General features: G+C 70.9%; 8 protein-coding genes. All 8 read left to right on the forward strand.

Annotated features, from left to right (window positions below; translation table 11 throughout):
- Positions 1 to 64: 64 nt before the first annotated feature.
- The 8 genes from BMY07_RS14120 (at position 65) to BMY07_RS14155 (ending at position 12,947) form a co-directional block, all read left to right on the forward strand.
- Complete coding sequence (locus BMY07_RS14120) at positions 65 to 2,254, forward strand: TrbL/VirB6 family protein (RefSeq protein WP_425426288.1); 2,190 nt, start codon at positions 65 to 67, stop codon at positions 2,252 to 2,254.
- Positions 2,251 to 3,459 (forward strand): PrgI family protein, encoded by a 1,209-nt coding sequence (locus tag BMY07_RS14125; protein ID WP_092778440.1) that lies wholly within the window; start codon positions 2,251 to 2,253, stop codon positions 3,457 to 3,459. The genes BMY07_RS14120 and BMY07_RS14125 overlap by 4 nt, the downstream gene beginning before the upstream one ends.
- Entirely contained in the window at positions 3,459 to 5,351 is a 1,893-nt protein-coding gene (locus BMY07_RS14130; RefSeq protein ID WP_092778442.1) for a VirB4 family type IV secretion system protein, read from the forward strand. Before BMY07_RS14125 ends, BMY07_RS14130 begins: the two co-directional genes overlap by 1 nt.
- A 23-nt stretch (positions 5,352 to 5,374) precedes the next feature.
- Complete coding sequence (locus tag BMY07_RS14135) at positions 5,375 to 7,972, forward strand: type IV secretory system conjugative DNA transfer family protein (protein WP_092778444.1); 2,598 nt, start codon at positions 5,375 to 5,377, stop codon at positions 7,970 to 7,972.
- A gap of 99 nt (positions 7,973 to 8,071) precedes the next feature.
- Positions 8,072 to 9,115, forward strand: a complete 1,044-nt coding sequence (locus BMY07_RS14140) for a replication-relaxation family protein (RefSeq protein WP_092778446.1) — start codon at positions 8,072 to 8,074, stop codon at positions 9,113 to 9,115.
- Positions 9,116 to 9,123: 8 nt separating this feature from the next.
- The gene (locus tag BMY07_RS14145) at positions 9,124 to 10,098 is read left to right on the forward strand and encodes a C40 family peptidase (protein WP_092778448.1); all 975 of its coding nucleotides are present in this window, start codon (positions 9,124 to 9,126) and stop codon (positions 10,096 to 10,098) included.
- Positions 10,099 to 10,399: 301 nt separating this feature from the next.
- Positions 10,400 to 10,753, forward strand: a complete 354-nt coding sequence (locus BMY07_RS36190) for a peptidase inhibitor family I36 protein (protein WP_425426304.1) — start codon at positions 10,400 to 10,402, stop codon at positions 10,751 to 10,753.
- Positions 10,754 to 12,119: 1,366 nt separating this feature from the next.
- Positions 12,120 to 12,947 carry a MarR family transcriptional regulator gene (locus BMY07_RS14155; protein WP_092778452.1) on the forward strand — a complete coding sequence of 276 codons (828 nt, stop codon included), beginning with the start codon at positions 12,120 to 12,122 and terminating at the stop codon, positions 12,945 to 12,947.
- Positions 12,948 to 13,248 lie beyond the last annotated feature (301 nt).

Below are 13,248 nucleotides of genomic sequence, written 5' to 3' on the forward strand. Positions count from 1 at the left end.
GCCGCCGACGCTACGGATCCGACGGTGGACGCGGTTCGCGCGGCCCACGCGGGCACGGGCCCTGGTGGCGTTGACGGTCAGTCTGCTCGTCCTCGCCGTCGCCGTACTTGCCGTCGCAGGCGCCGACTCCCATAGCGGCCCGCGGGTGTCGCTGGCCGCCGCCGTGCAGCCGCCGCCGTTGCCGATTCCCACGGTCGAACCCGATCCGTGCGGGTCGCTGCCACTGCCCGTCTGCGGCACCTTGCCCCCGACCGCCTCGACCACACCGTCGATGCCGCCGTGCACCGGCGAGGGCTGCATCCCCCAACCCGGGACCACCACCACGCCCGTGCCCGGTCCGGGCACCGGGCAACCGGGGCAGGGCAGTGAGGAGGAGGACGACTGCGGGATCACCGACCCCGTCGCGTGCGTGACCGAGGCCATCAACGCGCTCTTTCGGGGCATCGTCACCGAGGCACTCAACCCGCTGCTCGATCTGTTGTCGCGGACGTTGTTGACCACGCCGATGCCGGACTCGCTGCCCCGCCTCGGCGAGCTGTGGGACAACTCGTGGCAGATCCTGCTGATCGCCTACGGGCTGCTGGTCCTCATAGCGGGTGTCATCGCGATGAGCTACCAGACCCTCCAAACACGACACTCGATCAAGGAACTCGCACCCCGCCTGGTCGTCGGGTTCCTGTCCGGGGCCCTGTCGCTGTGGGTGGCGACCAAAGGCATCCAGATCGCCAACGCGTTGGTGGCCGCGATCATGGGCGGTGGGGTTGACGCGAACACCGCCGGGCAGACGCTGCGCAACCTCGTCATCGGGTCGCTCAACGGCGGGCTGTGGATCATCTTCATAGGCCTGTTTCTCGCCGGGATGCTCATCGCCCTGCTCATCACCTACGTCGTCCGCGTCGCCCTGACGCTGTTGCTCATTGGCGGTGCGCCGTTGGCGTTGATGTTCCACGCCCTCCCACAAACGGAGGGCATCGGTTACTGGTGGTGGAAAGCCTACGGCGGTTGCCTGGCCATCCAGATCGGACAAAGCCTCACCCTCATCACCGGCGTGAAGGTCTTCCTGGCCCCCGGTGGGTTCACGGTCTTCGGACCGACCGTGTCGGGCCTGGTGAACCTTCTGGTCGCGCTCAGCTTGATGTACATCCTGTTCAAGATCCCGTTCTGGGTACTCGGATCCATCCGCGGCGGAGGCGGCCGGTCCCTGATCGGCGGACTCATCAAGGGCTTCCTCGCCTACAAGACCTTCGGCCTGCTCGGGGGAGGCGGAGGTGGCGGGCGGCGAGGACCCCGTCCGACCGGTAGCGGGGGCCGTGGCGGCGGGGGCGATGGCGGTCAGCTCGACCCGTACAAGTCCACGCGCGCCACGTCGAGCGGTCAGCTGATGCTGCCCCTGCCCGGCATCCGCCGGACCCGCCCGACCGCCGCAAAGAAGACGCCCAGGCCAGCAGCGACACCGGGCGCGGGCCAGGGGCGTCAGCTGGCGTTGCCGTTGGGCGAGGACTGGCCGGAGAACAAGCCGGTCCTCGGCCGCGACGGCCAGTACCGACTGCCTCTGGATGTCCGACCCACCCCCGCCTCGCCCACCCCGCCACCGGCCGCCGACCCGGGTGTCCCCCGCGCGGCCAGGAAGCGCGCGAGCCAACCGGAGCTGCCGTTCGACCCCTACCAGGGCAACCGGCCCACCAGCACCGGGCAGTACCCGCTCCCGCTGGACGGCGTGCGACGAGTACCCCGTCCCCCCACTCCGACTCCGACGCCACCGGCTCCGCCCACGACGCCCACTCGTCGGCCTCGCGCGACGCAGCCCGAACTGCCCTTCGACTCCTACAAGGGCGTTCGCCCGACCAACACGGGGCAATACCCCCTGCCGCTGGACGGCGTGCGGCGAGTCCCGACCCCACCACCCGCGCCGACCCGATCACCGGTTCCGCCGAAGTCGTCGCCGCCTCGTCCTCGAGTCGTGCAGCCGGAGCTGCCGTTCGACCCCTACAAGGGCGTTCGCCCGAACAACGCCGGGCAGTACCCCCTGCCCCTGGACGGGGTGCGGCGCACCTCCGCCGCAACGACGCCACCGCCCGCACCGGCATCGCCTCCGCCCGGCCCTTCGCGCCCGGCGCCGCGCGCCGGGAAGCAGCTGCGGTTGCCGCTGGACCTGCCCAAGCCGCCGACCACGCCGCGCGTCACCCCACCACCGCCTTCTCCTCCGCCGCCCACAGCGCGGCCCGCCACACCCAAGCCCGGAGGTAAGCCATGACCGCGCCTGTGCGCATCCCGGCCGATGTGGACATGCACGACCGTGTCCTCGGCCCGCTGACCGCCCGCCAACTCGCGATCCTCGCCACCGCCGGGGCCGCGCTCTACCTGCTGTGGATCGCGACCCGCGCCCTGGTGCCGTTGCCGGTGTTCCTGGCCGTGGCCGTCCCGGTCGGGGCCGCGGCGGCGATGCTCGCCCTCGGCCGCCGCGACGGAGTCCCGATGGACATCCTGCTCTTCGCCGCGATCCGGCAGCGCTTGGCCCCGCGTCACCGGGTCGCGGCGCCCGAGGGGGTGCGGCCCGCACCCGCCTGGCTCACCACCACCCACTCCACCGCTACTTCCGCGGGCGCGGGAAAGCGCGCGGGCCGAGGGGCGCCGCTGCCGGATGAGGCGGTGTCGCCGTCGGCGTTGCGGCTGCCCGCCGAGTCGGTTACCGAAGCCGGGGTGGTCGACCTCGGTGCCGACGGCCTGGCGGTGGTCGCGGTCGCCAGCACGGTCAACTTCGCCTTGCGGACCGCGGCCGAGCAGGAGGCCCTCGTCGCGAGTTTCGGGCGGTACCTGCACTCCCTCACCGCCCCGGTGCAGATCCTTGTGCGCACCGAACGGCTGGACCTGTCCACGCAGATCGCCGAACTGCGCTCGAGGTCCGGTGGGTTGCCGCACCCCGCTCTGGAGGCCGCGGCGATCGAGCACGCCGACTACCTCGTCCACCTCGGGCAGCAGTCCGACTTGCTCCGCAGGCAAGTGCTGCTCGTGCTGCGCGAACCGCTGGGCCCGACCAGGCCGACTGACGGGTTGGGTGGGCCCGGCCCGCTCGCCGTGCTCGCCGCGATGTCCGGCAAGCGCCGCAAGACCGCGAGCGGGCAGGCCGACGTCGGGGCCCGGCGGGCGGCGGAGACACGTCTGGTGCGTCGCCTCGGCGAGGCTGTCGAGCTGCTGTCCCCCGCCGGGATCGTGGTGACACCTCTGGACGCCGGGCAGGTGACCGCCGTGCTGGCTTCGGCGTGCAACCCGGACAGTCTGCTGCCCCCGTCTGCCGAGCTGGCGGGTGCCGACGAGGTCATCACGACCACCCCCACCGCGTGGTTCGTCGAGGACGACCGCGACACCGGTCCTCAGCACGACCCCCGGATGCCAGCCCGCGACGAGGGCGGCGACTGGGACGACGACGAGGACTTCGAGGACGAGAGGGGGCGCTCCTGATGGGCACCCGCACACACCGCACTCCCCGCCGTAAAGCCTCGACGGCCGCGGCGCCCGGAGCTGCGGCGTTCACCCCCGACGCCCTCTCCGTCGCCGCCCGCCACCTGGAGGTCGGCGGCGAGTGGGTCAGCTCGTTCGCCGTTGTCGGCTTCCCCCGCGAGGTGCACCCGGGGTGGCTGGCGCCGCTGCTGACCTACCCCGGACGCCTGGACGTGTCAGTCCACATCGAGCCGATCGACCCGGCCACCGCCGCCGACCGGCTCAAGAAGCAACTCGCGAAGCTGGAGGCCGGGCATCGCCACACCGCCGAGCACGGCCGCCTGTTCGACCCGCGGGTCGAGGCCGCCACCGAGGACGCCTACGACCTGTCCTCCCGGGTGGCCCGCGGCGAGGGGAGGCTGTTCCGGGTCGGGCTGTACCTGACCATCCACGCCGCCACCGAGAAAATCCTCGCCGACGAGGTCGCGGCATTGCGCTCGCTGTGCGCGTCGCTGTTGTTGGACGCCAAGCACACCACCTACCGGTCTCTGCAGGGCTGGGTGTCGACGTTGCCGATGGGCTTGGACCTGATCGGGATGCGCCGCACGTTCGACACTGCCGCGTTGGGCGCGGCGTTCCCGTTCACCAGCCCGGACCTGCCCGCGCCTGACCCCACGTCGGTGGCCGCGCCGTCGGGGGTGCTCTACGGCTACAACATTGGCAGCCAGGGGCTGGTGCACTGGGACCGGTTCGGCGAGGGGATGCACAACTACAACAGCGTGATCCTCGGCCGCAGTGGCTCCGGCAAGTCCTACCTGGTCAAGCTGGAGCTGCTGCGCAGCCTGTACCGGGGTATCGAGATCGCCGTCATCGACCCCGAGGACGAGTACGCCCGCCTGGCCACCGCGGTTGGCGGGACCTACGTCCACCTCGGCGCCCCGAGCGTCAGGTTGAATCCGTTCGACCTGCCTATCCACACCCGCGCCGACGGGCGGCGGACCGCGCCCAAGGACGCGCTCACGCGACGCAGCCTGTTCCTGCACACGGTGATCGCCGTCCTCGTCGGCCAAGATCTGGAGGCGGGCGAACGGGCGGCCCTGGACCGGGCGATCGCCGCGACCTACCAGTCCGTCGGCATCACCGCCGACCCCCGCACCTGGACCCGCCCCTCCCCAATCCTGCGAGACCTGCGCGACCAGCTCGCGGAGGCTGGTGAGCGGTCCGCTGCTGAACTCGCCGCCCGCCTGCACCCCTACGTGGACGGTGCCTTCGCGCAGCTGTTCGACGGCCCGACCAGCACCAGCCCGGAGGGACACCTCACGGTATTCAGCCTGCGCGATGTCCCGGACGAGCTGAAGGGCGTCGGCACACTGCTCGTATTGGACGCGGTCTGGCGGCGGGTGTCCAACCCGGCCGTTCGGCGTCCGCGGCTGGTCGTGGTGGACGAGGCATGGCTGCTCATGCAACAGAAAGCCGGCGCCGAGTTCCTCTTCCGCATGTCCAAAGCCAGCCGCAAACACTGGGCAGGAGTCACCGTGGCCACCCAGGACACACCCGACCTGCTCGCCAGCGAACTCGGCCAGGCGATCGTTGCCAATGCCGCCACGCAGATCCTGTTGCGCCAGGCGTCGCAGGCCATCGACGAGGTCGGCCGCGCGTTCGACCTTTCCGCCGGAGAGCGGGCGTTCCTGCTGTCCGCGGACAGGGGGCAGGGGCTGTTGTCCTCGGGGACTCAGCGGGTCGCGTTTCAGGCCATCGCGTCCCCGACCGAGCACTACCTGGTGACTAGCAATCCCGCCGAACTCGCCACCCACCCCGACGCCCACCACGCCGAGGACATGTTCGTCGACCTCGGCGACGACAGCGAGGGGTTCGGCAGCGACGACACCCCGATCGATCTGGGCACCGCATGAGCCCGCACCCAGTTTCCGGGGCCATGGTCGGTGGCTCGTCGCCGCGCGTCTCCGAGCTGCTCTCGACCACGGTGTCGGCGTCGGGGTGGGTGGAGGACTACCTGCGTGACCCGGGTGGCGCGTTCGCCGCGCTGCTGGGCCGACTCCGCGACCTCGCCATCACGTGGGGGCCGATCACGGTGCCCGTGCTCGCGGTCCTGGTCACGGCGGTCGTTCTCGGGCGTCGGCGGTGGCAGCGGCGCTGCCACGAGCTGCTACTGGCCGATGCCCGCATGGTCACCGTGCTCGCCCCGCCCATAGTGGACCCCGCAGGGGGCGCCGCGCTGTGGTCCAACCTCGTCGGCCTGCTGCGGCCGGGGTGGCGGAGGGCGTTCACCGGGCAGCCGCACGTGGCGTGTGAGTACGTGTTCTCCGAGGCCGGGGTCGCCATCCGACTCTGGGTCCCCGGCCTCATCCCGCCGGGCTTGGTCGAGCGCGCCGTGGAGGCGGCGTGGCCCGGCGCGCATACCCGCGTCGGCCCCGCCGAACCGCCCCTGCCCGCACCCGGTGAGGGGCAGTGGCGGCTGGTGGTCGGGGGCGAACTCCGGCTCGCGCGGGTGGAGGCGCTGCCGATCCGGTCCGCTTTCGACGCCGACCCCATCCGCGCCCTGCTCGGCGCACCGGTCGGACTCGGTCGCGACGAACACGCCTGCGTGCAGGTGCTGGCGCGCCCGGTCACCGGCCGTCGCGTCCAGAAGGCTCGCCGCGCCGCCCGCCACGTCCACACCGGTGGCTCGACCCGGGTGATCGGCCGTCTGCTCGACCTGATCACCCCAGGCACCCGAAGCCGGTCGCGCCGCCCGGCCTCTGCACGCACGGCCGCCGGGGCGCTGCACTCCGACCCACAGACCTCATTGGAATACAGCGCGCAGAACCGGGCGATCGTCGGCAAGCAACGTGGATCGCAGTTCGAGACCGTGGTGCGCTACGCCGTGGCGGCCCTGCTGCCCACCGATACCGACGAGAACACGCTGCGCCAGGCCCGCGCTGTCGCCCGCGGACGCGCCCACGCCCTCGCAGCCTCGTTCGCCTCCTACACCGAGCACAACCACTACACCCGCCGCCGCCTGCGCCACCCCGGCGCGGTGATCGACCACCGGCAACTCGGCCGCGGAGACCTGCTGTCGGTGCCCGAGCTGGCCGCGATCGCCCATCTCCCAACGGACGAGGCCATCCCCGGCATCCAACGAGCCGGAGCCCGCGCCATCGCGCCGCCACCGGGCATTGTCACCCCCGGGCCGGATGCCAAACCCCTCGGCATCACCGACACAGGCCACCAACGTCCCGTCGCTCTGCGCGTCGCCGACGCCCGCCACCACCTGCACGTCCTCGGGGCGACCGGCTCCGGCAAGTCCACCCTGCTCGGGAACATGATCCTGTCGGATGCCGAGGCAGGCCGCGGGATCGTGCTCGTCGACCCCAAGGGCGACCTGGTCACCGACGTGCTCGCGCGCCTGCCGCGCTCGGCCGCCGACCGTGTCGTCGTCTTCGACGCCGACAGCCGATACTCCCCGCCCTGCCTCAACCCCCTCGACGGCGGCGAGACCGACCTGACCGTCGACAACGTCGTCTCGGTGTTCCGGCGCGTGTACGCCGCCTTCTGGGGACCACGCACCGACGACGTGATGCGCGCGGCCTGCCTCACCCTGCGCACCCAGGAAGGCGTCGCCACTCTCGCGGACCTTCCCAAACTGCTCGCCGATCCGGCGTTCTGCGGACGGGTCACCGCAGGAGTCGCCGACCCTGTGTTGCGGGGTTTCTGGTCCTGGTACGAAGACCTGACCGACTCGACCCGTTCCCAGGTCATCAGCCCGCTGATGAACAAACTCCGCGCATTCCTATTGAGACCCTTTGTGCGCGACGCCATCGCGGGTGGGCGCTCCACCGTGGACATGGGCGAGATCCTCGACGGCGGCATCTGCCTTGTCCGCATCCCCAAGGGATCACTCGGCGAGGAGACCACCCGGCTCGTCGGGTCGCTGGTGGTGGCGCGCACCTGGCAGGCCGCCACCGCCCGCGCCCGCACACCCCAACGACTCCGCCGCGACGCGAGCCTGGTGATCGACGAGTTCCACAACTTCCTCAACCTTCCCTACCCCATCGAGGACATGCTCGCCGAGGCCCGCGGCTTCCGCCTGGCGATGACCCTGGCCAACCAACACCTCGCCCAACTCCACCGCGAACTGCGCGAGGGCATCTCCACCAACGCCCGCAACAAGATCTACCTCAACGCAGGCCCCGAGGACGCCCGCGAACTTGCCCGCCACACCGCGCCGCGGTTGACCGACCACGACCTCGCCCACCTCGGCGCCTACCACGCCGCCGCCCGCCTGGTCCTACACGGCGAACAGACCCAACCGTTCACCCTGCTCACCCAACCTCTCCCGCCCGCCATCCCCGGCCGCGCCCGGGAGATCCGCGCGGCGGCACGCACCAACACCACCCGGACCCACCGGACCACGATCGCCGCGGACACTCCCACGAACGACAGCGGCCGGCCTCCTCGACGGCCCACCGGACCGCCCCACCCGGTCGACCGGACGCCGCGCCCGCCGAGCAGCGACCCTCGCCGCGCCCGCTGACCGAGCCACCGCCACACCACTCCCACACCGCCCGCCCCACTCGCCCGGCGCTCCCACGCCCCGCGGGCGGCTTCACCACGCCCATCAGGAGGCCGACTCATGATCACCAACACCACCCGGCAGCGTTCCCTGCGCGGCCACCAGCCGACCCGCCCCAGCCCTCGTTCCGCGAACACGCCCGAGCACCGGGCGATGCTGGCGTGGCGGCTGACCCCACGCGACAAATGGATCGGCCGGATGCTGTGGGAACACCGGGTGTTGACCACCCACCAGCTGACCGAGTTGGCCTTCGCCGGTCCACGGACCGCGCGCATCAGGTTGCGCGAGTTGTTCCTGCTCGGTGTGGTGGACCGGTTCCAGCCGTTCGTCACGACCGGCAGCTCGCCGATGCACTATGTCCTCGCCCCCGCTGGGGCGGCCGTGCTCGCCGCCGAGGACGGCATGGAGGTCAAGGAACTCGGCTACCGACACGACCGCGTCCTCGGCGTCGCCCACAGCCTGCGCCTGGCCCACACCAGCGGCGTCAACGGCTGGTTCACCGCCCTGGTTGCCCACGCCCGCAACACGGGCAACGAGGACACGGCGTTGACGGCGTGGTGGTCGGAACGGCGCTGCGCCCGCCATTTCGGGGACTTGGTCCGCCCCGACGGCTACGGCCGCTGGCAGCAGGCAGGTCGGGAGATCGAGTGGTTCCTGGAGTACGACACCGGTACCGAACCGCTGGGCAAGCTGGCCGGGAAACTGTCCGGCTACGCCGCCCTCACCCAAGCCAGCGGCATCACCACTCCACTGCTGGTGTGGGTGCCGACCTCCCGACGAGAGGCAGGTGCCCGCCGCGCCCTGACCACAGCGTTGCGCGGATTCGACGACCCGGCCTCGGTGCCCGTCGCCACCGCCGCGGCCGAACTCCTCGACCCGGGCGCGGCGCACCCCGGCCCCGCCGACGAGGTCTGGCTTCCCGTCGACGCCGCCCCGGGAGGGGTCCGGCGCGGACTGGCGGGATTGACCGCCGCGTGGCCTCACTTACCACCACCGGTCATCCCGACCACCGACACCGTCCTCGGCGTCGATGTGCCGGCCGCGATGGTCCCCGCGCCGCAGCCGATGCCGCCCTTGGCGCGTAATCGTTCAGGACGGCGGTGACATCCCGGATGCCCACCAAACTGGTCCTTACCGCCGCCGCGGTGCTGCTCGTCATCGTCTTGGCCGGCGCCGGTGTCGCCGGAGCGCTTTCGGCCATCTTTGGCGGTTCGGACACCATCACCCTGGCCAAGTGCTCCACGCCGATCGCCGACATCTCACCCGACTACTGCCGGCTCTACGTCACCGCCGCCCCCGACTGCCCCGGCCTTCCCTGGACCGTGCTCGCCGCCATCGGCAAGGTCGAAACCGACCACGGCCGCTCCACTCTTCCCGGAGTCCGCGACGGCGAGAACAGTGCTGGCGCCGGTGGCCCGATGCAGTTCCTCGCCTCGACCTTCGCCAGTGTTGTTGCCGCGCACCCACTGCCGACGGGCGGTGCCTCACCACCATCCCGGTACAACCCGAGCGACGCCATCCACGCCGCTTCTTTCCTGCTCTGCGACAACGGAGCCCGCCGAGGCGACCTGCGCGCCGCGATCTTCGCCTACAACCACGACGACCACTACGTCGACAAGGTCCTCGCCCAAGCCGCCCTCTACACCCAAGCCCTACTCGGCGGCACCGGCGATACCGGCGGTGACTGCAACGCCATCCAGGCCCCCAACCCCGCCGCGCTCGCCGCGATCAACTACGCCTGCGGACAACGAGGACTGCCCTACGAATGGGGCGGCAACGGCCCTTCCCGAGGCGACGTAGGCTTCGACTGCTCCGGCCTGACCACCGCCGCCTACGCCGCCGCCGGGATCACCCTGCCCCGCACAGCGCACACCCAGTTCCACGCCGGACCGCGCGTCCCCGACGGTCAACCGCTCCTGCCCGGCGACCTCGTCTTCTACGGCACACCCGCCAAGATCCACCACGTCGGCCTCTACCTCGGCGGCGGACTCATGGTCGACGCGCCCGACTTCGGCCAGGTCGTCAAGATCGAGCCCTACCGCTACAACGGCGACGACTACGCCGGAGCGACCCGCCCAACGGTATGAGTTTCCCTTCAGCTCGTCGGGCTGATCGATCCGAGGACCCTTGACCGGCAGCCTGACTCGTCAGCAATCGGCATGTGATAGGACGCTCCTGACGACCGTACCGGGTCTGAATGCTGCCCACTGGGGCCTGCGGCGTCAGAGATGTGGGGGACCATCGACCGAGTGAAGTTGGACGAGACGCGCGACTGATCGGCGCGAAACGGGAACCCCGGAAAGGGGATACCCGCACGGAAGGAAGAAATCGATGACTCTTACGCGCGTGACCGCCGCAATGGCAGCGTTGGCGGTCGCCGGTGTGCCGATGTTCGCAGGATCAGCGGCGGCAGCGGCGGCAACGGCGTTGGCCGAGTGTCCCGAGGGCTACTTCTGCGCCTGGACCGATCCGAACTTCGGGGGTCAGCGCTCCCAGTGGGCAGGCGACGACAACTGGTGGGAGGGCAGTATCGCCGACCAGGATTCCTCGTGGGCCAACCACCTGACTAGCGGACCGGGTGTCAAAGACCATGTCACGGTGTACGCAAGTGCGACTACGCCCACAGATGATCCCGGCGACGCGACCATCTGTCTCCGCCCCGGGGACGAAGTCGCCCACAACGCGACAGCCGACGACCGGGGGAACTCCCACTCGGTGAGCCACGGCTGCGATTCGCGATGATCTGTGCGGGTGCCAACTCGTTGTTTCCATTCGGCAGCGTCAAGGTCGACCACGCCCGCTCCCAGCTTCCCGGCGCCCGTGGCGGCGGGAAGAGCGCTGGCGCTGGTGCTTCCACGCGCGGCGGACGGTCGGAAGTCGGGGTTGAGTGTCCGGAGGGATGTCGGGCGAGGCACCCAGTAGCGCTGTCCCGGACTGAAGGGACGAGTCCGGCCTAACGGTTTGGAGTGGGCGAGGTGCCCGATGAACACGGCGCGGTGGGCGGCTTGTAGTCCTTGTCCTGTGCCGATGCGGCGCTGTTCGCGTCGTGTGCTTCGGCACGCCCACGTTCCGGTGAAACGGTCAGCACCGTCGTGCGGGCGTGTTGGCTTGGGGGTGGGTGCTCTGCCCGGCTCGGGTGGGGCCGCCGACCGTGAACGCATTGAAAGGGATGGCGGATTGATAGACCGGCGTTAAGCAGGTCGGCGACACCGTCCCGAGCCCCCTCGGTGGCGCGGGTATGGCCGGTGGCGGCGCGGACTCCCAGCACGCGGCGGCCTCGACGAGAGCACAGTGCAGGCCCATCACGGCGGCGGCGGGCGGGGCGATCAGGGTCGGCCACCGGTCGTCGGCATCGTGCCACCGGCCCACTCGCCGCCACCGCCCACAGTGGGCCAGCAGCATCTCGACATCGGGTCGTGCCCTCCAGTGTAGACGTGTCAGTCGACGACGTCAGACGCACGACGAGGTCCCCGTCGTAGAGGCCGTCCCCCGGCTGTCGGGGTACCCAGCACCCGGCGAACTGGACGACTTCGCCTTCCCTGTCGGGGTTCGTCTCGTCGATGATGTCCACCGCCGACACGAGAAGTCCCCACGCCTGCCCGGGACACCGCATCGGCGGTGCCGTCGGCGTCGGCGCGAGGATGATCGTGTTCGAGGGCAGTCCCTCCCGCTCGCGCGACGATCCCTCGCCGTGCGGCTGTGGTGGTCGAGCGGGCGCATCGGCGGGTTCGGGGTCGATGGGGTGACCGGGCGCCCCCTGGCCGGTGTCGGCGGCCGTTTCGGCGGGTTCAGGTTCGATGTGGCGTATCGCCATGTCGAAGTGCCCCTTCGGTTTTGGCGTGCGTCGCGTAGACGGTCGACGGTGGTCGACGTGTTATGGACGCTTCGTGCCGCGGCGTTGTCAAGCTCCCCTGGGGCCGCGGCCGTGCCAAGAGCAGCATTTCCCTTGACGTGGCTTGACTTCTCCGGGGGAAGGAAGCGTCCATATACGTGTGGCCCGCCGGTCCGCACCGCATCGGGGCCGCGCTCGCACCGGCCGGGGCAATCCATATGCCCCCTGCTCGCCACAACGATCACGGCACCCACCTGAACCGAGGGAACTAAAGCCATGCCCACCAAGGACCGCACCCGTACAACCCGCACCACCACGACTCGCCCGGAACCTACTCTGCGCGTGGTACCCGACTCGGCCGCGACGGCGACTCGCACGGCGACGGAGGACAAGCTGTGGGCGGTGTTGCACGCCAACCCCGGCAACACCGCTGTCGAGTTGTCCACATCGGCCGGTATCGGGAAGTCCACCGCACAGAAGATCCTCACCCGGTGGGCACAAGAGGGATGCGTCACCCGCACGGCGGGCGCCGCAGGCGGCAGCGGGCGAGCCGCCGACCTGTGGACGATCACCGACACCGACACCGCCGAACCGAGCACCATCGACACCGGCGTGGGCGACGGTCTCGACGCGGGCGAACCCGACGGCGACGGCGACGAACCCCCGGTCCCGGACGCAGGCAGCGACGAGCACGTGGAGACGAACGAGCCAGCCGCCGTGCCGCAGGAGGAGTTCGTGCCGGAAGCGACACGGCGCGGGTCCGACACCGCCGCTGTCGTGTCCGACGAGACCTCGAACGCCGAACCCGTGCCCGACCCCGCCGTCTCGCCCGCAGAGACCATCAAGGCCCGCGTAGCGAAGCCGGGGCGGTTGGCGCCGGGCGCGCTTCGTGGGCAGGTCGAGGACTACCTGCGCGATCACCCCACCCAGCCGTTCAGTCCCACCGAGATCGCCCGTGCCTTGGAGGGCAGGTCAGGGGGCGCTGTGAGCAACGCCCTCGACAAACTGGTCACCGACGGCGTGGCGGTGAGGGTCCAGGACAAGCCGAGACGATTTGCCCTCGCCCCGGTCGAGCAGCCTGTCCCGGACGCGCCGGAGAACTGACTCGGGAGCCCAACCCCGTGCCAACGTTCACCGAACACGGTTGTGCCCCCCGACGGGATCACCTGTCGGGCGGGGCACAACCTTGTTCGTTAAGGCGGGTGGTTCAGTGGTCGTCGAGCACCGCCAGACGTGTCTACGGGGAACCCTTCGGGATGGGTACGGCCACCTCGAGCACCGCCAGCACCCGCGCCACGCAAACCAGGACTGGTTGCCGACCGGTCCCGGCCGGGCCAGCGTGGTGCCCGTTGGTGGCGGTGGTGGCCTCGTCGAGTGTGCACAGGGCCTCCAAGAGGATCGTCCG

The sequence above is a fragment of the Actinokineospora terrae genome (genome assembly GCF_900111175.1).
In the GTDB taxonomy this organism is placed as follows: Bacteria; Actinomycetota; Actinomycetes; order Mycobacteriales; family Pseudonocardiaceae; genus Actinokineospora; species Actinokineospora terrae.

What these genes read in the sequence shown, in the direction of transcription:
- BMY07_RS14125 (WP_092778440.1), top strand. Translation starts at nt 2,251, where the DNA reads ATGACCGCGCCTGTGCGCATCCCGGCCGATGTGGACATGCACGACCGT.
- BMY07_RS14130 (WP_092778442.1), top strand. Translation starts at nt 3,459, where the DNA reads ATGGGCACCCGCACACACCGCACTCCCCGCCGTAAAGCCTCGACGGCC.
- BMY07_RS14135 (WP_092778444.1), top strand. Translation starts at nt 5,375, where the DNA reads ATGGTCGGTGGCTCGTCGCCGCGCGTCTCCGAGCTGCTCTCGACCACG.
- BMY07_RS14140 (WP_092778446.1), top strand. Translation starts at nt 8,072, where the DNA reads ATGATCACCAACACCACCCGGCAGCGTTCCCTGCGCGGCCACCAGCCG.
- BMY07_RS14145 (WP_092778448.1), top strand. Translation starts at nt 9,124, where the DNA reads ATGCCCACCAAACTGGTCCTTACCGCCGCCGCGGTGCTGCTCGTCATC.
- BMY07_RS36190 (WP_425426304.1), top strand. Translation starts at nt 10,400, where the DNA reads ATGTTCGCAGGATCAGCGGCGGCAGCGGCGGCAACGGCGTTGGCCGAG.
- BMY07_RS14155 (WP_092778452.1), top strand. Translation starts at nt 12,120, where the DNA reads ATGCCCACCAAGGACCGCACCCGTACAACCCGCACCACCACGACTCGC.